Genomic DNA, 20,062 nt, shown 5'->3' on the forward strand with positions numbered 1-20,062 from the left:
CTATTCTCTTGGTTCTTGTCTCTTATACTCTTAAAAATAAAGAAATATGAAATTAAACTGCCGACATAAAATAATCATTTTGTTAGTGTTATTTACAGCTCAGTTTTCGATTGCACAGAAGAAAAATGAAAGTATTGGAACCGAAACTGTAAACGTTGTAAAACCTTATTCGCCTACTATTTCAGATGCTTTTAAAGTGAAAGAAACACCTTCACTTGACGATAGCGGTAATCAGCCGAAAGAAGTTATTAAATACAGTATTTTGTCTGTTCCTGTGGCATCGACTTTTACGCCTTCAAAAGGAAAAGCAGAAGGCGTTGAGAAAGCTAAAAGAGAAAAATTGTTTAATAATTACGCCACTTTAGGGCTTGGAAACTACAGCACTTTAAATGGTGAATTATTCGTAAATCAGGATTTAGGGAATAATGATTATGTGGCAGGAATGTTTCGTCATCACTCTTCTCAAGGCGGAATTAAAGATGTAGAATTGAACGATGAATTTTACGACACATCAATTAATGTGGGTTACGGTCAAAACAATAGAGATAATACTTGGGGAGTCGATTTAGGATATCAAAATCAGATTTACAATTGGTATGGACTTCCGTCGGATTTTGGATCGACAATTCCAGATCAGCGTTATGATTTGGTAAACAGCATTAATCCAGATCATTCTTATAATACCATTTGGGTTGGCGGAAATGCAGAATTTTCAGAAAGTATTTTTAGTAAACTTTCTGCGAAATTCACCCATTTTTCAGATAGTTATTCTTCGTCAGAAAACAGATTTTATGTAAAGCCAACTTTTACAGTTGATGTAATGGATCAGGCTATTAAAACCAATGTTATTGTAGACCATGTAAGCGGTTCTTTCAAAAATAATTATTTACAGGATAATACAGAAGCTTTAAAATACAGTTTTACAAATGTTGGTATCGAACCAAGTTTTGTAATCAATGAAAACGAATGGACATTAGAATTAGGAGCTGGAATCTATTATAGCGCAGATTCTGAAAATAGCGGAAACAAATTTTATTTCTATCCAAAAGTAAATGCTTCTTATAAATTGGTTGGCGATTTAATGATTTTTTATACTGGGGTAAATGGAGGTTTAAATCAAAATTCTTATGCTGATTTTGTAAGCGAAAATCCGTTTTTATCTCCGACTTTAAACATGCGTCCGTCAAGCACGCAGTACAATGTTTTTGCTGGATTAAAAGGAAAACTGGCGAACAATGTAAATTATAACGTGACTGCTTCTTATTTAAATGAAAAAGACAAAGCGCTGTTTAAAGCAAATGATTATACAGAAGTAATTACAAATGAAGATTACGCTTTCGGGAACTCGTTTGGAGTAGTGTATGAAGATATTAGAACGTTCCGTTTCTACGGAGAATTAAAGGCAGATTTCTCTGAAAACGTAACTTTTGGAATCAACGGAACTTTTAATAGTTACAATACAGACAACGTAGTTGAAGCATGGAATTTGCCAACAATGAAATTAAGTTCGACTTTAGACGTTAATATTACAAAGCAGTGGTATGCAGGATTGAATGTGTTTTATGTTGGAGAAAGAAAAGATATGCAGACCAATACTTCTTTAGGAGTCGATGCTACGCCAATTACTCTAAAAAGCTATTTTGATGCCAATGCGCATGTTGGGTACAAATTCAACGAAAGATTAACGTTTTTCTTGAAATTGAACAATATTGGAAATCAAGCTTATGAAAAGTGGTTGAATTATCCTGTACAAGGATTCCAAGTTTTAGGAGGCGCAAATTATAAATTTGATTTTTAAGAGATCTTTGCCATAAAGATACTTAGGCACAAAAACATTTAAAATGAATGTGCCTTTTTTTTTCAGCCATGAGCTCATGAATTTTTTGGAGTAGATTCGTGAATTCGTGGCTGTTTTTTTTAATTTTATAAAATGGAAATTATATTACGTCAAGAAAATAAAAATGATTTTGAAAGTGTTTTTCAACTAATAGAAAAAGCTTTTGAGAAGGAAGAATATAGCGATCATAAAGAACAGTTTTTGGTCGAAAGATTAAGAAAATCCGAAGCTTTTATTCCAGAGTTGTCAATTGTTGCTGAAATTGATAATAAAATTGTTGGACATATTTTATTTACTAAACTGAAAATTAAAAATAATTTAAATTCGTTTGAATCTCTGGCACTTGCTCCAGTTTCAGTTTTGCCAGAATTTCAAGGAAAGGGGATTGGCTCTAAACTTATTCTCCACGGACATGAAATTGCAAAAAGCTTAGGTCATAAATCAGTTATTTTATTAGGCCATCAAGATTATTATCCAAGATTCGGATATGAACTCTGCGAAAAGTACAATATCAAAATGCCGTTTGATGTTCCCGCTGAAAACTGTATGGTAATTGCATTAGCAGAAGACGGTTTAAAAGATGTAAATGGAGAAGTGGTGTATCCAAAAGCTTTTTTCGAATAAAAATTTAGACAAAGAAAAAAAACCTTAGCATCTTTGCACCTTAGAACCTCAGTACCTTTAAAAAAAAAATGACTTTCAAAGAAAAAATATATTCTCACTATACTCAAATGGTTCAAGACCGAATTGATGTTTTTAAAGACATGATTTCGGGTTTGACAGAAGATTCAAAAAACGATGCAAAAGGGTCGGCTGGTGATAAACACGAAACAGCTTTGTCTATGATGCATATCGAACAAGAGAAACTGACTAATAAACTAAAGGAAGCTTTAGAGCAAAAAGCAATTTTAGATAAAATTGATCCGCTTAAAACCACAGAAAACATTGTTTTAGGGAGTTTAGTAAAAGCAAACGGAATCTATCTGTATGTTAGTGTCGCGCTTCCAAAAATTGCAATTGACGGAATTAATGTCATTGCGCTTTCTCCGCAATCTCCGTTGGGAAACCATTTAATGGGCAATAAAGCAGGTTTTCAGTTTGAAATAAATAAGACGCATTATACTATTGAAGAAATTAGCTAGTATATGAATTTTATGCACTTAATATGTAGTTTTTCATTCTTTGGAGCTTCTTATGCCTTTTATAAGATTCATAAATTATGGAAAAGAGATGTTACAGAAAATGATAAACTTTATAATTTTCAAATAAAAGCCACAAGTTTTAAGCATTGGCTGTTACTAGGAATGTTAGTGATTATGGGAATCGTTTATTTTTTTAAAGCACTGCCTTAATTACAAAGAATGTCATTCCGATGAACGAGACCCGAGCGATAGCGAATAGGCGAAGCAAATCTTCGTAAGCAATTCCATAATATATACCATTAATATTTATCTTTTATTAAACATAGCCCGTGGTTAAAACCACGGGCTATGTTTTGAAATTAGTTAATGAAAAAACTTTGTCGAACTACTTTTAAGGATTTTCTTTGTTGAAATTGATAAACGATTGTATAAATAATAATTCCAGAACAGTTTCTTATCTCTTCTTTACGAATCTTCCATTTATAATAGAAATAGATTATAAATTAATTTTAAAAACTGCTTTAAACTTTAAATTTGAAAGTAGTTTTGTGCTTAAAATTAAGGATTTAAAGTTTAGGCCTTTTTTTAATGCTAAAATTTTACATTTTATATGTAAATTGATTTTTTTGGTTGATAATTGTAATTGATACTTGTATTTATGTTTGTCAATTGTAACTAATACTTCATCTTTGCCCTATCAAAATAAAATTTACAAAATAAAAATATAAAATTATGTGTGGAATTGTATGTGCCTTTGATCTTAAACAAAAAGCCGAAGCGTTAAGACCTCAAGTATTAGAAATGTCAAAAATCATTCGTCACCGTGGACCAGACTGGAGCGGTATCTTTAGTAATGATAAAGCAATTCTTTCTCACGAGCGTTTGGCAATTGTAGATCCAGCGTCAGGAAAACAGCCTTTATTTACTGAGGATAAGAAATTGGTTTTAGCTGCAAATGGTGAGATTTACAACCACAGAGATTTGCGTAAACAATTTGCTGGAAAATACAACTTTCAGACTGAAAGTGACTGTGAAGTTATTTTAGCACTTTATAAAGAAAAAGGAGTAAACTTTGTTGATGAGTTAAACGGAATCTTCGGTTTTGCAATCTACGATGTAGATAAAGACGAGTATTTCGTAGCTCGTGACCATATGGGAATTATTCCATTATATATTGGTTGGGATCAGCACGGTACTTTCTACGTAGCTTCTGAGTTAAAAGCTTTAGAAGGATATTGCACAAAAATCGAATTATTCCCTCCAGGACATTATTTATCAAGCAAAGACGGCGAATTTGTACAGTGGTACAAAAGAGACTGGACAGAATATGATGCAGTAAAAGACAACGAAACTAGCATTCCAGAAATCAGAAAAGCTTTGGAAGCTGCGGTTCACAGACAATTAATGAGTGACGTTCCTTACGGAGTTTTACTTTCTGGAGGTTTAGATTCTTCTATTACTTCGGCTGTGGCTAAGAAATTTGCTCAAAAAAGAATTGAGTCAGATGATACTACAGATGCTTGGTATCCGCAATTGCACTCTTTCTCTGTTGGATTAGAAGGTTCACCAGATTTAGCGGCAGCAAGAAAAGTGGCAGATCATATTGGAACTATTCACCACGAAATCAAATTTACTATCCAAGAAGGGTTAGATGCAGTTCGTGATGTAATTTACAACTTAGAAACGTATGATGTAACTACAGTGAGAGCTTCAACTCCAATGTGGTTAATGGCAAGAGTGATCAAATCTATGGGAATCAAGATGGTTCTTTCTGGAGAAGGAGCAGATGAGTTATTTGGAGGATATTTATACTTCCACAAAGCGCCAAATGCTAGAGAATTCCACGAAGAAAACGTTCGTAAATTAGGTAAACTTCATATGTACGATTGTTTACGTGCAAACAAAAGTTTAGCTGCTTGGGGAATCGAAGGGCGTGTGCCATTCTTAGATAAAGAGTTTATGGATGTTGCCATGCGCATCAACCCACAAGATAAAATGATCAACAAAGAGCACCCAATGGAAAAATGGGTAGTTCGTAAAGCTTTTGAAGACATGCTTCCAGAAAGTGTGGCTTGGAGACAAAAAGAGCAATTTTCTGATGGAGTAGGATACAGCTGGATTGATACTTTGAAAGAAGTGGTAGCTAGAGAGGTTTCAGATGAGCAATTGGCAAACGCAAGATTTAAATTCCCATTGCAAACTCCAACTTCAAAAGAAGAGTATTACTATCGTTCAATTTTTACAGAACATTTCCCAAGTGATGCTGCAGCATTATGCGTTCCTCAGGAAGCAAGTGTGGCTTGTAGTACTAAAATTGCTTTGGAGTGGGATGAAGCTTTCAAAAACTTAAACGATCCATCAGGAAGAGCGGTAGCTAATGTTCATGATGATGCTTATGTTAAATAATTACGAGTTTAATTTTTAGAATTAGTATATATATTGCCGGAAGACGTTCTTTTATAAGAGCGTCTTTCTTGTCTAAAAAAGTTTCTGTATTTCAATATGTTAAAATAAGAAGTTTTGGTAATCGATTAAATTTATTTTGTGTTTGAGTTTTGTCGAAATAAAAGTTAAACCCTGAAATTTTAGGATGCAAAATGTAAGAAAGCAGAAAATAATATTTAGTTTTGCTTTTAAGCAGAAATTTTAATGATTTTTTAATGTACAGCTTGCTTAGGCTTGGTACATCAGAATAAAAATAAAAAATAGAATAGTATGTCTGGATTGTTAGCCGTTATCGGCAAAGGAAAAGACCCCAAGCTTGTAAAAGAACTTTCTGAGAGAATGTCACATCGCGGACCAGATGAAAGCGATATTCATATTATGGAAAATGGCAGTATACTTTGTCATGAAAGCCTGTCGATTATTGATCTTAATTCGGGGAAACAACCAATTCAAGGAACAAGTAAAGCTTGGATGGTGCATGATGGAGAAATCTACAATTATAAAGAGCTTAAAAATACAGTTTTAAAAGATCATACCTTCAGAACAGAATCGGATTCAGAGGTAATTGTACACTTGTATGAAGAATTTGGATACGATTTCTGTAATAAATTGGATGGAGATTTTGCCTTTGTGGTTGTTGATGGCGATAAATATATTGCTGGTCGCGATCCGATTGGGGTGAAACCTTTATATTATGGTTTAGATGAAAGAGGAAGAATTTATTTTTCTTCAGAAATGAAATCTATTGCAGATCAGTGCAAGTCGTTTTCTACTTTTCCGCCAGGACATTATTATACAGCAAAAACAGGTTTTGTAAAATACTATCGTCCAGAATACGAAGATCATAAAAATGCAACTCAGCCATTAGATTTAGAGTTAATTCGCGAAAGCTTAATTCAGGCAACACGCAAACGTCTATTGGCAGAAGTGCCTCTGGGAGTTGTGTTATCAGGAGGTTTAGATACTTCATTGATTTCTGCAATTACTTCGAGATTGCTAAAAGAAAAAGGTGAAAAACTGCATTCTTTTTCTATCGGACTGGACGCTGATGCTCCAGATAATGTTATGGCAAGAAAAGCCGCTGAATTTTTAGGAACTGAACATCACGAAATTCATTTTTCGGTTGAAGAAGGAGTTAAGGTTTTGGAAAAAGTAATTTACCATATCGAGACGTATGATATCATTTCGGTTAGATCTGGTGTTCCTATGTATTTGCTTTCTAAAGCTATTGCAGATCAGGGAATAAAAGTGATCTTGTCTGGCGAAGGTGCAGATGAGGTTTTTGGAGGACATTTGTATTTTAGAAATGCACCTTCAGAAGAAGAATTTCAGGATGAAACTATAGAACGAGTTCAGAAGCTATTTACAGCCGATTTGTTGCGTGCAGATAAAACAACGATGGCAAATGGTCTAGAAGTGAGAATTCCGTTTTTGGATACAGAATTTTTAGATGTAGCTATTCGAATTAAAACCGAAGAGAAACAGCCAAAAACGTATGATGGCGTTGAAAAATACATTTTAAGAAAAGCTTTTGATACTGAAGATCCGTATTTGCCTTCGGAAGTTTTATGGCGTCAGAAAGAGCAGTTTTCTGATGGAGTAGGATATAATTGGGTTGATGAGTTGATTGAATATTGTGCTTCGCAGGTTACAGATGAGCAATTAGCTGGAGCAAGTGCAGAATTTCCATACAATTCGCCAACGACTAAAGAAGCGTACTTATACAGATCGATTTTCCATAAATACTATCCACAGGTCAGTGCGGCACAAACTGTTCGAAAATGGATACCAAAATGGCAAGAAAACCTTGATCCGAGCGGAAGAGCAAATGCAGCCCATTTAAATGGTAATTTTGAAACTGTGAAAACTAGTGTTATTGCTTAAAAATTGAAATTCCAATTTTTTTGAAATTCCAAATTCCAAGAAAAAGGAAAGACTTCAAAAATAAAATTCTAAATTCCAAGTTGGATTCCGTTATAGAAAACCGAAATGCATAAAATGTGTTTCGGTTTTTTTTTTAATGTATGTTCGAGTTTGGAATTTGGAATTTGATTTTTGGAATTTTAAAAAAACATTGTTTTTTTACGTTATTTCCATTTTTAGAATTTGGAATTTAAGAAAATTAGAAATTAATTTCATTTTTGGGCTTATTTTTTGGTTTTTCAGACAATTGTGTTGATAACTTAAGTGCTTTAAGTCGTATTTTACTGGGTATATAGCTTGCGTTTTTATATATTTGCGTGTTAGACAGTAAATACATTTTTAGAATAAATTATATGAGCGAAGAAATCAAGAAGAACAATTATTCAGCAGATAGTATTCAGGCATTAGAGGGAATGGAGCACGTAAGAATGCGTCCATCAATGTATATTGGAGATGTAGGGGTTCGAGGACTGCATCATTTAGTTTATGAGGTTGTAGATAACTCTATTGATGAGGCCATGGGAGGGCATTGCGACACAATTGGTGTTTCGATAAACGAAGATGGCTCTGTTACAGTTGAAGATAACGGACGTGGTATTCCAGTTGATTTACATAAAAAAGAAGGTGTTTCTGCACTTGAAGTTGTAATGACTAAAATTGGTGCCGGAGGTAAATTCGACAAAGATTCATATAAAGTTTCTGGAGGTTTGCACGGGGTAGGGGTTTCTGTAGTAAACGCCCTTTCTGTTCACATGAAATCTACTGTATTTAGAGAAGGTAAGATATATGAGCAGGAATACGAAAGAGGTAAATCTTTATATCCAGTTAAACAAATCGGAGAAACAGATAAAAGAGGTACGCGTCAGACTTTTTATCCTGATGACACGATCTTTACTCAAACTACTGAGTTTTCATACGACACGCTTTCAGCGCGTATGCGTGAGCTTTCTTTCTTGAATAAAGGAATTACAATCACGTTTACAGATAAGAGAGAAGTTGATGATAAGGGTGAATTTAGAAGTGAAGTTTTTCATTCTGATGAAGGGCTTAAAGAATATATCCGTTATTTAGATGGTAATCGTGAACCTATTGTTTCTCACGTTATCAGCATGGATAATGATAAAGGTGAAATTCCAGTTGAGGTTGCCTTAATTTATAATACAAGTTATACGGAGAATATTTTTTCTTACGTAAATAATATCAATACTCACGAAGGAGGAACGCACTTACAAGGTTTTAGAAGTGGTTTGACAAGAACGCTTAAAAAATATGCTGATGCTTCTGGTTTATTAGATAAATTAAAATTCGAAATTTCTGGAGATGACTTCCGTGAAGGATTAACAGCAATTATTTCGGTAAAAGTATCTGAACCTCAGTTCGAAGGGCAGACTAAAACGAAACTAGGAAATAGAGAAGTAGTTTCTCCAGTTTCTCAGGCAGTAGGAGAAATGCTTGAAAATTATTTGGAAGAAAATCCAAATGATGCTAAAGTAATCATTCAAAAAGTAATCTTGGCAGCTCAGGCACGTCACGCAGCGAAAAAAGCGCGTGAAATGGTGCAGCGTAAAACCGTTATGGGTGGTGGAGGATTGCCAGGGAAATTATCTGACTGTTCTGAGCAAGATCCAGCAAGATGTGAGGTTTACCTTGTCGAGGGAGATTCGGCTGGTGGAACAGCAAAACAAGGACGTGATCGTAACTTTCAAGCAATTCTTCCGCTACGTGGTAAGATCTTGAACGTTGAAAAAGCGATGCATCATAAAGTATTCGAAAATGAAGAGATTAGGAATATCTTTACTGCTTTAGGGGTAACAGTAGGAACTGCAGAAGATAGTAAAGCATTAAATCTTGAAAAACTAAGATATCACAAGGTAATCATCATGTGTGATGCCGATGTCGATGGTAGCCACATTTCTACCTTAATATTAACGTTCTTCTTCCGTTTCATGAAAGAACTTATCGAAGAAGGCCACGTTTACATTGCAGCGCCACCTTTATACTTAGTTAAAAAAGGAAATAAAAAAGAATATGCTTGGAATGATGTTCAGCGTGATCAAGCTAATGAAAGAATGGGAGGAAGTGCTAACATTCAGCGTTATAAAGGTCTTGGAGAGATGAACGCGGAGCAATTATGGGAAACTACGATGGATCCGAATTTCAGAACTTTGCGTCAAGTAAATATTGATAGTCTTGCAGAAGCTGATCAGGTTTTCTCTATGTTAATGGGGGATGAAGTGCCTCCTCGTAGAGAGTTTATCGAGAAAAATGCAGTTTATGCAAATATTGACGCATAAAATAAAAAATTAATAATTTCAATTCGTTTAATTGTTTAAATTTACTAGACAATTAAACGAATTGTCTTTTTAAAGAATAGACAAAATTAATAACCGATAAAGTATAAAATATGAAAGTTACCATTGTAGGAGCAGGAAATGTTGGAGCTACATGTGCAGATGTTATTTCTTATAGAGGAATTGCTAGCGAAGTAGTATTGTTGGATATTAAAGAGGGTTTTGCAGAAGGGAAAGCGCTTGATATAACACAGTGCGCCACAAACACAGGTTTTAATACCAAAGTTTCTGGAGTTACCAACGATTATTCTAAAACTGCAGGAAGCGATGTAGTAGTAATTACATCAGGAATTCCGAGAAAACCAGGAATGACAAGAGAAGAATTAATAGGTATCAATGCAGGAATTGTCAAGACAGTTGCTGAAAACGTGCTGAAATATTCTCCTAATACTATTATTGTTGTAGTTTCCAATCCGATGGACACTATGACGTATTTGGCTTTAAAAGCTACAGGTCTTCCAAAAAACAGAATTATAGGTATGGGGGGAGCTTTGGATAGTTCTCGTTTTAGAACGTATCTATCATTAGCTTTAGACAAACCAGCAAATGATATTTCGGCAATGGTAATTGGAGGTCATGGAGATACCACTATGATTCCGTTAACACGTTTGGCATCTTATAATGGTATTCCGGTTTCGCAATTCCTTTCAGAAGAAGTATTGCAAAAAGTTGCGGCAGATACAATGGTAGGAGGGGCGACTCTTACAGGACTTCTAGGGACTTCGGCTTGGTATGCTCCAGGAGCTTCTGTGGCGTATTTGGTAGATAGTATTTTGAATGATCAGAAAAAAATGATTGCATGTTCTGTTTTTGTAGAAGGAGAGTATGGACAAAATGATATTTGTATAGGAGTGCCATGTATAATTGGTAAAAACGGTGTAGAAGAAATTGTGGATATTAAACTAAATGATCAGGAAAAGGCTTTATTTGCTAAAAGTGCAGATGCAGTTCGTAGTATGAATGATGCCCTAAAAGCGATTTTAGTATAATAAAAACGGCAAAAAAGAAAAAAAGCTGCACTTTTGCAGCTTTTTTTTTGAGATTAATTAATAAATAAATTGGTTAATATTTTCGTTAATTATATATTTGCTCGGTTTAAAAAAAAATTGGTAATTCGTGATCTCGTTTTTTTGTTTTAAAAAATCATGTCAGGGCTTATTTTATGGGACTTTAAAACAAAATCAAAAATAAAACATAATTAATTTTTAGTAATAATGCAGAATAAAGGACTTATTAAATTTTTCGCAATTCTATTTGCATTGGTAAGTATTTACCAACTATCATTCACTTTTGTGGCAAATGGTGTCAAAAGTGAAGCTAAAGCTTTTGCAGGAGATAATCCTGACAAAGAGCTGAAATATTTAGATTCTATTGGTAAAGAAAAAGTATTAAATCTTGGTTTTACTGATTTCACTTACAATGAAGTGAAAAACAAGCAGCTTAATAAAGGTCTTGACTTAGAAGGGGGAATTAACGTAATTCTTCAAATTTCTATTAAAGATGTATTAAAAGGTTTGGCTAATAATTCTAAAAATCCAGTTTTTAATAAATCATTAGCTGATGCATCTGCAAATTTAGAAGGAAACAAAACATATTTAAATAAGTTTTTTGAAGCTTTTGAAGCAAATTCAAAAGGAACTGTAAAATTAGCATCGCCAGATATTTTTGCTAACAGAAGTCTTCAAGGAGAAGGTGGAGTAGACTTTCAAATGTCTGACGCGCAAGTTCAAAAAGTTATCAAAAGAAAAGTTGATGAGTCTGTAGAAAGTGCTTTTAAAGTATTAAGAGAGCGTATCGACAAATTTGGTGTTACACAGCCAAACATCCAAAAATTAGGAGAAACAGGAAGAATCTTAGTAGAGCTTCCAGGTGCTAAGGATGTAGATAGAATTAAAAAATTATTAGGTGGAAAAGCTCAGTTAGAGTTCTGGGAAACTTATAAAATTGAAGAAATTGGTAATTTCTTAGTATCTGCAAACGAAGCTTTAAAGAAAACTGAAGTTAAAAAGACTGAAACTAAAACAGTTGCTAAAGATTCATTGAATGCATTATTAACAGATGCTAAAGATTCTTCAGATGTTAAAAAAGGAAACAATCCTTTATTTGATAAAATGATCGTTCAAGGTGGTGGACCAGTTTTAGGATATTTTGCTCCTAAAGATACTGCTGCTATCAATGATTATTTCAAAAGACCAGAAATTAGAGTATTATTGGCTGCTGACCAACACTATGCAAAATTTGTATGGAGCAAGCCAACAACTATAAAAGATCCTAAAGCAAAAGACATTAAAAGTGCTGCAGATATTGAAGCAGTTGAATTATACGCTTTAAAAGGAAACAGAGACAATAACCCAGCAATGAGCGGTGGTGTTGTAACTGATGCAAAAGATACTTTTGACCAAATGGGTAAACCAGCTGTTTCTATGCAAATGAACAGCCAAGGTGCTAAAGTTTGGGAAGAGTTAACAGGAAGAGCATTTGCTCAAAAAAGCTACATTGCTATTGTATTAGATGATATTGTATATTCTGCTCCAGGTGTAACAAGCGGTCCTATTGCTGGAGGAAGATCTGAGATTACAGGTTCATTTGATGTAGCTGAAACTAAAGATTTAGCTAACGTATTAAATGCAGGTAAATTACCAGCTTCTGCAGATATTATCCAATCAACTGTTGTAGGTCCATCTTTAGGGCAAGCTGCTATTGATGCAGGTACAATTTCTTCTGTATTAGGTTTCTTATTAGTTTGTGTTTGGATGGTATTCTATTATGGTAAAGCTGGTTGGTATGCAAACCTTGCTTTATTATTAAACTTACTATTCTTATTCGGAATTATGGCAAGTTTTGGTTTTGTATTGACATTACCAGGTATTGCAGGTATCGTATTAACATTAGGTACTGCGGTAGATGCGAACATTATTATCTACGAAAGAGCGAAAGAGGAATTACGTGAAGGAAAATCTCTTTCTGAAGCAGTTCAAGCTTCTTACGGATGGCATGGTGCAATGCGTTCTATTATTGATGCTAACGTTACTCACGTTTTAACTGGAGCTATCTTGTTTATTTTCGGAACAGGTCCTATTAAAGGTTTCGCATTAACATTATTAATTGGTATCGTAACTTCATTGTTTACTTCTATCTTTATTGCTAGAATTTTCATTGACAGAAATATTGCAGGAAAAGGTGATTTAACTTTCTCTACAAATATTACTAAAAACTGGTTTACAAACTTCCACTTTGACTTTATCAAGATTAAAAAATTCACTTACATCTTCTCTTCAATTGTAGTTGTTGTAAGTTTAGTTTCTATCTTCTTTGTTAACGGATTAGATGAAGGTGTTGATTTTGTTGGAGGAAGAACTTTCCAAGTTAAATTCGAAAAGCCAGTTGATGCAACTGCAGTTTCAGATGAATTATCTGCTGCTTTCGGTACTCCGGTTGAGGCTAAAATTTTAGGTGATGATGATCAATTGAAAATCACTACTAAATATAAAATTAAAGAAGATGGTGTTGCTATCGATGAAGAAGTAAACCAAAAATTATACGCTGCTTTACAGAAATATTTCCCAAATACAACTTACGATAAATTCATCAACTCATTTGATGGTAAAAGAGTAGGTGTTTTACAAGCTTCTAAAGTTGGAGCTTCTATTTCTGAGGATATCAAAACTAACTCTTACTGGGCGGTTCTTGGTGCAATGGCAGTTATTTTCTTATACTTAATGGTATCTTTCCGTAAATGGCAATATTCATTAGGTGCGATTGCAGCTGTTGCGCACGACGTAATCTTCGTATTAGGAGTTTACTCATTATGCTACAAATTCATGCCATTCCACATGGAAATGGATCAGCACTTTATCGCTGCGATCTTGACTGTAATTGGTTACTCTATGAACGATACGGTAATTGTATTTGACAGGGTGAGAGAGTTTATCATCGGAAACCGTAAAGGAAGTTTCGAAGATATCGTAAACGCTTCTATTAATACTACATTATCTAGAACATTGAATACTTCATTAATGATGATCATCGTATTATTAACGATGTTTATCTTCGGTGGAGAATCTATCAGAGGATTTATCTTCGCAATGTTAATTGGTATTATCGTTGGTACTTACTCTTCATTATTTATCGCTACACCAGTATTGGTAGACACGATTTCAAGTGATGAGAAACACACAATCGAAGACAAACACAATAAGGCATAATTAAAAACCTTATTCTAAATAAAAAAAAGATCCAGTGAAAGCTGGATCTTTTTTTTATGTTTGTATGTGCCAACCAAAAACATATTATGCTTCTAAAACGAATATTCTTTATTATAGTGTTATTTGGTGTAATGCATCTTAAAGCGCAGGAAAAAAGCAGTAAATACAGAATAGGTTTGAGTTATGGTTTTGGAAGTGAATTTAGTAATACCGATTACACTTTTGAGAATCATTTTTATAAGGCGCAGTTCTATTACGAGATAAAAGAGACTAGAAATTTTAAGTATGAAATTCTAGTCCAGCCCGAAATCAATTTTGGAAAACATCAATTATTGAATTTCTATTTTGTTAAGCCTGAAACCCCAAATTATCAGCAAAAAAGAGATGAATATACGCGTCTAAAAGATGTTCGCGAATATGTGCTTAATTGTGGATTTCTAGTTCGTAGACCTATCGGTAAAGTGTGTTCTTTCTATGTTTTAGGAAGCATTGGACCAATGATTACAGATACAGAAACAGAAAGGATGTCTAAAGGATTTGCTTTTGCTGATGTTTTGGCGCTCGGTTTTACAGCAGGTTATGATAATTTCCGTTTTGATATTCGTCCTAGTGTAAGACATGTTTCTAATGCTGGTTTAGGAAGCAGTAATGCAGGATATAATACGAAGAATATCGAATTTGGTATTTCGTATCAGTTATAAAAAGAAAAAGCCCAATATTTGAATATTGGGCTTTTTTGTATAGAATTGTAAATTGTTTTTTATGATTCTGCTAAAGGATTTCTTTGTGCTCTAATGACAAAGAAAAGTCCGATAATGATAAAAGGTATACTTAACCATTGTCCTGTTGAAAATAAGCCTAATTCGCTCTCAAAACCGCCTTGGCTTTCCTTTACAAACTCTACGATGAAACGTACAACAAATAAAAGAACTAAAAACAATCCGAATAAAAGTCCAGATTTAAGTCTAGCGTTTGTTTTCCAGTATAAAAAGTATAAGATTGCAAAAACAAAAACGTAACAGATCGCTTCGTAAAGTTGAGTAGGATGTCTTGAAGGTACTTCAGCTAATATGTTTGCGAATCTTGGATCTGAAGCGATTGCATTATACGCTTCTTTCGGATCTGCAATACCTGTTTTTTGTACAGCTTCAGCTTTACTGAATTTATCATGAAGGAAACGGATTCCGAATGCAGAGTCAGTTTCATTTCCGATAATTTCTGAGTTAAAGAAATTCCCTAAACGAACAAAGATCGCACCACTTGCAACTGGTATTACAACACGGTCCAGAATCCATAATAACGGACGCTTTAATATTTTTTTACTGTAATAATACATGGCAACAATAATCGCAATTGCTGCACCATGACTTGCTAATCCTTGAAAACCTGTAAACTGGAATTCTGGTTCAAATTTAAATGGTAAGAAAATTTCAAGTAAATGATTTCTGAAGTATTCCCAATCGTAAAAGAAAACATGACCTAAACGTGCACCTATTAAAGTGGCTAAAACCGTCCAAACAAATAGAGAATCTAGTTTTTCAATCGATTCGTTTTCTCTTTCGAACATTTTTTTCATTAGGAACCATCCTAAACCAAAAGCAATTACAAACATTAAGCTGTAATAGCGAATCATAAAAAATCCTAAGTTGATTCCTTCAGAAGGATTCCAAACTAAATTTAAGGCGTGTGTCATGTATAAATGTTTTTATATAGCTGTAAAAATAAATATTTAATGTAAAGTACCGCTTTCTAAAAAGTTAATGTTTGTGGTTGCATTTCTTTTCTGGTACAGGATCGTAACCGCTTCTTCCCCAAGGATGACAGCTTAAAATGCGTTTGATGCCTAAAAATCCGCCATAAAACAATCCGTGAATTTGCAATGCCTGAATCATATAAGTAGAACAAGTAGGTTCAAATCTACAAGCAGCTGGAGTAAATGGTGAAATAGCAGTCTGATAAAAACGGACTAACAATACAAATGGATATATTAGAATTTTTGAAAACATATTTTTTGTATAAGTTAGTTTATAGTGGTCAGTGGTCAGTTTTTTAGTGTTCAGTCAGTTCAAAGTTTGAATCTGACCACTAAAAAACTGACCACTGACCACTTTTTTATTGAATGCTAAAAGTAGTTCCTTCTTTTCCGTCTTTAAGCTGAATTCCTAAAGCGATTAATTGATCACGAATTTGGTCAGAAAGGGCAAAGTTTTTATCCGCTCTAGCTTGATTTCTCATTCCTATAAGCATATTTACGACACCATCTAGTTTGTCGCTATCGCCATCAGCTGCTTTATCGTCGCTAAGGCCTAAAACATCAAAAACAAAAGCATTTACTGCTGTTTTGAAATCGTTTAAATCATCAACAGAAATCGTTTCTTTGCCATCTTTTAATAGATTGATGTAACGAACAGCTTCAAACAATTGCGCAATCAAAATTGGCGTATTGAAATCATCATTCATTGCATCATAGCAAAGCTGTTTCCAAGCAGCAAAATCTATAGAGCTGGAATTTCCTGCCGTAATATTTGGTAGAGCATCTAGTGCTTCCATTAATCTTTTATATCCTTTCTCAGCTGCAACAATGGCATCATCAGAAAAATCCAAGATACTTCTGTAGTGTGCTTGAAGCATGAAAAAACGAGTCACAGAAGCAGAAAAAGGTTTACTTAAGATATTGTTATCTCCGCTTAAAATTTCGCCTGGAAGAATATTGTTTCCAGTCGATTTTGCCATTTTCTTTCCGTTTAAAGTAAGCATGTTGGCGTGCATCCAGTAATTTACTGGAGCCTGACCTGTGCAAGCTTCGTTTTGAGCGATTTCACATTCGTGATGAGGGAATTTTAAATCCATTCCACCTCCATGAATGTCAAAATGATTGCCAAGATATTTGGTGCTCATTGCAGTACATTCTAAGTGCCATCCTGGAAATCCATCGCTCCAAGGAGAAGGCCATCTCATAATATGTTCTGGCTCTGCTTTTTTCCATAGTGCAAAATCTTGCGGATTTCTCTTATCCGACTGTCCGTCAAGATCGCGCGTGTTAGCCAACATATCATCGATATTTCTACCACTTAAAATACCGTAATTGTTAGTCTCGTTATATTTTACAACATCAAAATATACCGATCCATTAGCTACATAAGCGATGCCTTTGTCGATGATTTTTTTGATGATTTCAATTTGCTCAATAATATGTCCTGTTGCTGTAGGCTCTATGCTTGGAGGCAAAAAGTTGAAAGCTTTTAGGATGTTATGGAAATCTACAGTGTAACGCTGTACCACTTCCATTGGTTCCAATTGCTCCAAACGTGCTTTTTTAGCAATTTTATCTTCACCTTCATCAACATCATCTACAATATGTCCAACATCGGTAATGTTTCGAACATAACGAACTTTATAATCTAAATGCAGAAAATATCTGAAGATTACATCAAAAGACATAAAAGTTCTCACGTTTCCTAAATGGACATTACTATATACGGTAGGTCCACAAACATACATTCCAACGTTTCCTTCATGGATTGGTTTGAAATCTTCTTTTTCACCCGAAAGTGAATTGTATATTTTTAAAGGCTGACTTGTATATAAAGGCATATTTTTTAATGTTTGTTGTTTATTGTTTTTGGTTTATTGTTTTGGAGTGAAATTGTTTATTTGAATTTTAGCCCTTTGATTTCACATTTGTTTAAGTAGTTCATCATTGCCCCAATTTTGTTTTTAACAAGTTCAACCTTTTCATTCAGTTTTAAATGTTGTTCCTGATTAATCAGTTTTTTATCAAAAGCTCTATAGGATTGAGATTTTACTTCGCCAGCAGAACCTTTTGCAATACTTAAAAAATTAATAAATTCTCGATTGCCATTTCTTTCAAAGCCCTCTGCGATATTATCTATTATTGAACCAGAACTTCTATCAATTTGATCTCTTAGCGAATAGTTTGTTTTTAAGTTTGTATTTTGAATTAGAAATTCAATTTGAAGACAGATTTCTCGAGCTAACCTCCAAATTTCTAAATCTTCAAACTTTTCTATTTTCGCCATAAAAACAACAAACTATAAACAAAAAACAATAAACATTTTAGAACTGAGTATCTAGCTTAATATAATCTAAAAATTCTCTTTTCGTTTGAGCGTCTTTGAATTTTCCGCCGAACTCAGAAGTTACCGTGCTGCTTTCGATATCTTTAATACCGCGAGAATTCACGCAAAGGTGTTTTGCATCAATCACGCAGGCAACATCTTCTGTTCCTAAAGCTTTTTGAAGTTCTTGAACAATCTGCATAGTTAGACGCTCTTGTACTTGAGGTCTTTTTGCATAATACTCAACGATACGGTTCATTTTAGATAAACCAATCACGCGTCCGCTTGAGATATAAGCAACGTGAGCACGTCCGATAATTGGCAGTAAATGGTGTTCGCAAGTAGAATAAACTGTGATGTTTTTTTCTACAAGCATTTCGCCATATTTGTAATTATTGTCAAAAGTAGAAGCTTTTGGCTGTTTTGCAGGGTTAAGACCTCCAAAAATTTCTTTGACAAACATTTTTGCAACTCGATTTGGAGTTCCTTTAATGCTGTCATCTGTCAAATCCATTCCTAGAGTTTGTAGAATGTTTTCAACATCTTTTTTAATTTTTTCTATTTTTTCTTCATCAGTGATGTCAAAAGCATCCGCTCTTAGAGGGTTTTTTGCATTACTGCTGAAATGATTATCTCCTATTTCGTCTAAAAATTCTTCGTTGTTTATCATTAAAAACTACTATTAGTATGTGTATTCCTCATTTAAGGCGGTAAAGATAATTAATAAATAGGAAACCTTTTCTATGGTTTTTAGGATTTAATTACTCCTTTTTGGATATAATTTAAATTTTGAAGAGAAATACTGTTATTAAAAACAAAAAAGACAACAACGAAAAACGCTATTGTCTTTTTAAAGTGTATTATAATGAATTGATTATCTGTTGTTGTAAACTAATAAAGCCTCTTTTAAAATGTTTACAGCTGTAATCAAATCTTTTTTGTTTAAAACATAAGCAATACGAACCTGATTTAATCCCATTCCAGGTGTCGAATAGAAACCTTTAGCTGGAGCAATCATTACCGTTTCGCCATTTAAATCATAACTTTCAAGAAGCCATTGTGCAAAATCATCCGAATCTTCTATAGGAAGCTCGGCAATGCAATAAAAAGCACCTTTTGGTTTTGTTACAATAACACCATCAATCTTGTTTAATTCAGCGATTAAAGTATTGCGACGTTCTTTATATTCGCCAATTACTTCGTCAAAATAACTTTGAGGTGTATCAATTGCAGCTTCGCAAGCAATCTGTTCAATAGTTGGCGGACTCAAACGTGCTTGAGCAAACTTCATTACAGTTGCCAAGACATCTTTGTTTTTAGTTACCAAACACCCAATTCTTGCACCACACATACTGTAACGTTTAGAAACAGAATCGACCATGATTACATTTTGCTGCACATCTTCTAAATTCATTACAGAAAAATGCACATCGTCTCCATCGTATAAAAACTCACGATACACTTCATCAGCGATTAAGTATAAATCGTGTTTTTTTATTAAATGCGCCAACTGTTTAATTTCGGCTTCAGAGTATAAGTATCCAGTCGGATTTCCAGGGTTGCAAATCAGAATAGCTTTTGTTCTTGGTGTTATTAGTTTTTCAACTTCGTCAATACTTGGCAAAGCAAACCCAGTCTCAATTGTAGAAACAAGAGGTACTACAGTTGCACTTGTCGAAGAAGCAAACGCGTGATAATTAGCATAAAAAGGTTCCGGGATAATGATTTCATCTCCAGGATCTGTAATTGTGGCCAGTGCAAAAAGTAAGGCTTCAGAACCACCAGTAGTTACAATGATGTCTTCTGTGTTAACGTTTACATTTTGGCGCTGGTAAAAATGAGCTAATTTTTTTCTATAGCTTTCATATCCGGCAGACGGACTGTATTCTATAATACTCAAATCAATATTTTTTACCGCCTCGATGGCCACTTCCGGTGTCTTGATATCCGGTTGACCAATGTTTAAGTGATACACCTTGTGTCCTTTTTTCTTTGCTAAATCAGCAAAAGGAGCCAGCTTGCGTATCGGAGATTCGGGCATGTTTTTTCCCTTGAGTGAAATTGTCGGCATGAGTATAAA

At 34.2% G+C, this 20,062-nt stretch carries 16 protein-coding genes; 10 read left to right on the plus strand and 6 right to left on the minus strand.

All coding sequences use genetic code 11. The annotated features are described in order from the left end of the window. The first annotated feature begins 46 nt into the window (after positions 1–46). The 10 genes from PQ463_RS00835 to PQ463_RS00880 all read left to right on the plus strand — a co-directional run bounded on the left by PQ463_RS00835 (position 47) and on the right by PQ463_RS00880 (position 14,604). On the plus strand, positions 47–1,798 hold the full coding sequence (locus PQ463_RS00835) for a TonB-dependent receptor (RefSeq protein WP_274255858.1): 1,752 nt from the start codon (positions 47–49) through the stop codon (positions 1,796–1,798). A gap of 132 nt (positions 1,799–1,930) precedes the next feature. Further along, entirely contained in the window at positions 1,931–2,461 is a 531-nt protein-coding gene (locus PQ463_RS00840; RefSeq protein WP_274255859.1) for a GNAT family N-acetyltransferase, read from the plus strand. 68 nt (positions 2,462–2,529) lie between these two features. Further along, on the plus strand, positions 2,530–2,979 hold the full coding sequence (locus PQ463_RS00845; protein ID WP_274255860.1) for a hypothetical protein: 450 nt from the start codon (positions 2,530–2,532) through the stop codon (positions 2,977–2,979). Positions 2,980–2,991: 12 nt separating this feature from the next. Further along, a complete protein-coding gene (locus PQ463_RS00850) occupies positions 2,992–3,189 on the plus strand; it encodes a hypothetical protein (RefSeq protein ID WP_274255861.1) in 198 nt (65 codons plus the stop codon). Between the two features lie 522 nt (positions 3,190–3,711). Beyond that, entirely contained in the window at positions 3,712–5,385 is a 1,674-nt protein-coding gene (asnB, locus tag PQ463_RS00855) for an asparagine synthase B (RefSeq protein WP_274255862.1), read from the plus strand. 309 nt (positions 5,386–5,694) lie between these two features. After that, complete coding sequence (gene asnB / locus PQ463_RS00860; protein WP_274255863.1) at positions 5,695–7,308, plus strand: asparagine synthase B; 1,614 nt, start codon at positions 5,695–5,697, stop codon at positions 7,306–7,308. Between the two features lie 392 nt (positions 7,309–7,700). Continuing rightward, the gene (gyrB, locus tag PQ463_RS00865; protein WP_274255864.1) at positions 7,701–9,641 is read left to right on the plus strand and encodes a DNA topoisomerase (ATP-hydrolyzing) subunit B; all 1,941 of its coding nucleotides are present in this window, start codon (positions 7,701–7,703) and stop codon (positions 9,639–9,641) included. Positions 9,642–9,751: 110 nt separating this feature from the next. Continuing rightward, positions 9,752–10,687: a malate dehydrogenase gene (gene mdh, locus PQ463_RS00870; protein WP_274255865.1), complete on the plus strand. Its 936-nt coding sequence runs from the start codon at positions 9,752–9,754 to the stop codon at positions 10,685–10,687. A 225-nt stretch (positions 10,688–10,912) separates the two neighbouring features. Then, positions 10,913–13,903: a protein translocase subunit SecDF gene (gene secDF, locus PQ463_RS00875; protein ID WP_111377950.1), complete on the plus strand. Its 2,991-nt coding sequence runs from the start codon at positions 10,913–10,915 to the stop codon at positions 13,901–13,903. An 86-nt stretch (positions 13,904–13,989) separates the two neighbouring features. Further along, positions 13,990–14,604: an acyloxyacyl hydrolase gene (locus PQ463_RS00880; RefSeq protein WP_274255866.1), complete on the plus strand. Its 615-nt coding sequence runs from the start codon at positions 13,990–13,992 to the stop codon at positions 14,602–14,604. 59 nt (positions 14,605–14,663) lie between these two features. Here the strand turns inward: PQ463_RS00880 and lgt are convergent, their stop codons facing one another. The 6 genes from lgt to PQ463_RS00910 form a co-directional block, all read right to left on the minus strand. Further along, on the minus strand, positions 14,664–15,596 hold the full coding sequence (lgt, locus tag PQ463_RS00885) for a prolipoprotein diacylglyceryl transferase (RefSeq protein ID WP_111423739.1): 933 nt from the start codon (positions 15,594–15,596) through the stop codon (positions 14,664–14,666). A gap of 64 nt (positions 15,597–15,660) precedes the next feature. Next, positions 15,661–15,909 (minus strand): membrane protein insertion efficiency factor YidD, encoded by a 249-nt coding sequence (gene yidD, locus PQ463_RS00890; protein ID WP_008462282.1) that lies wholly within the window; start codon positions 15,907–15,909, stop codon positions 15,661–15,663. Positions 15,910–16,015: 106 nt separating this feature from the next. Continuing rightward, on the minus strand, positions 16,016–17,497 hold the full coding sequence (gene cysS, locus PQ463_RS00895; RefSeq protein ID WP_274255867.1) for a cysteine--tRNA ligase: 1,482 nt from the start codon (positions 17,495–17,497) through the stop codon (positions 16,016–16,018). 56 nt (positions 17,498–17,553) lie between these two features. Beyond that, positions 17,554–17,943: a four helix bundle protein gene (locus PQ463_RS00900; protein ID WP_274255868.1), complete on the minus strand. Its 390-nt coding sequence runs from the start codon at positions 17,941–17,943 to the stop codon at positions 17,554–17,556. A gap of 37 nt (positions 17,944–17,980) precedes the next feature. Then, the gene (folE, locus tag PQ463_RS00905; RefSeq protein WP_111377955.1) at positions 17,981–18,652 is read right to left on the minus strand and encodes a GTP cyclohydrolase I FolE; all 672 of its coding nucleotides are present in this window, start codon (positions 18,650–18,652) and stop codon (positions 17,981–17,983) included. A 204-nt stretch (positions 18,653–18,856) separates the two neighbouring features. After that, positions 18,857–20,053: a pyridoxal phosphate-dependent aminotransferase gene (locus PQ463_RS00910; RefSeq protein ID WP_274255869.1), complete on the minus strand. Its 1,197-nt coding sequence runs from the start codon at positions 20,051–20,053 to the stop codon at positions 18,857–18,859. Positions 20,054–20,062 lie beyond the last annotated feature (9 nt).

Origin of the sequence: Flavobacterium sp. KACC 22763, from assembly GCF_028736155.1 — a bacterium.
Taxonomy (GTDB): Bacteria; Bacteroidota; Bacteroidia; order Flavobacteriales; family Flavobacteriaceae; genus Flavobacterium.

Coding starts and splice junctions, on each gene's coding strand:
- PQ463_RS00835 (WP_274255858.1), top strand. CDS start 47: ATGAAATTAAACTGCCGACATAAAATAATCATTTTGTTAGTGTTATTT.
- PQ463_RS00840 (WP_274255859.1), top strand. CDS start 1,931: ATGGAAATTATATTACGTCAAGAAAATAAAAATGATTTTGAAAGTGTT.
- PQ463_RS00845 (WP_274255860.1), top strand. CDS start 2,530: ATGACTTTCAAAGAAAAAATATATTCTCACTATACTCAAATGGTTCAA.
- PQ463_RS00850 (WP_274255861.1), top strand. CDS start 2,992: ATGCACTTAATATGTAGTTTTTCATTCTTTGGAGCTTCTTATGCCTTT.
- asnB (WP_274255862.1), top strand. CDS start 3,712: ATGTGTGGAATTGTATGTGCCTTTGATCTTAAACAAAAAGCCGAAGCG.
- asnB (WP_274255863.1), top strand. CDS start 5,695: ATGTCTGGATTGTTAGCCGTTATCGGCAAAGGAAAAGACCCCAAGCTT.
- gyrB (WP_274255864.1), top strand. CDS start 7,701: ATGAGCGAAGAAATCAAGAAGAACAATTATTCAGCAGATAGTATTCAG.
- mdh (WP_274255865.1), top strand. CDS start 9,752: ATGAAAGTTACCATTGTAGGAGCAGGAAATGTTGGAGCTACATGTGCA.
- secDF (WP_111377950.1), top strand. CDS start 10,913: ATGCAGAATAAAGGACTTATTAAATTTTTCGCAATTCTATTTGCATTG.
- PQ463_RS00880 (WP_274255866.1), top strand. CDS start 13,990: ATGCTTCTAAAACGAATATTCTTTATTATAGTGTTATTTGGTGTAATG.
- lgt (WP_111423739.1), bottom strand. CDS start 15,596: ATGACACACGCCTTAAATTTAGTTTGGAATCCTTCTGAAGGAATCAAC.
- yidD (WP_008462282.1), bottom strand. CDS start 15,909: ATGTTTTCAAAAATTCTAATATATCCATTTGTATTGTTAGTCCGTTTT.
- cysS (WP_274255867.1), bottom strand. CDS start 17,497: ATGCCTTTATATACAAGTCAGCCTTTAAAAATATACAATTCACTTTCG.
- PQ463_RS00900 (WP_274255868.1), bottom strand. CDS start 17,943: ATGGCGAAAATAGAAAAGTTTGAAGATTTAGAAATTTGGAGGTTAGCT.
- folE (WP_111377955.1), bottom strand. CDS start 18,652: ATGATAAACAACGAAGAATTTTTAGACGAAATAGGAGATAATCATTTC.
- PQ463_RS00910 (WP_274255869.1), bottom strand. CDS start 20,053: ATGCCGACAATTTCACTCAAGGGAAAAAACATGCCCGAATCTCCGATA.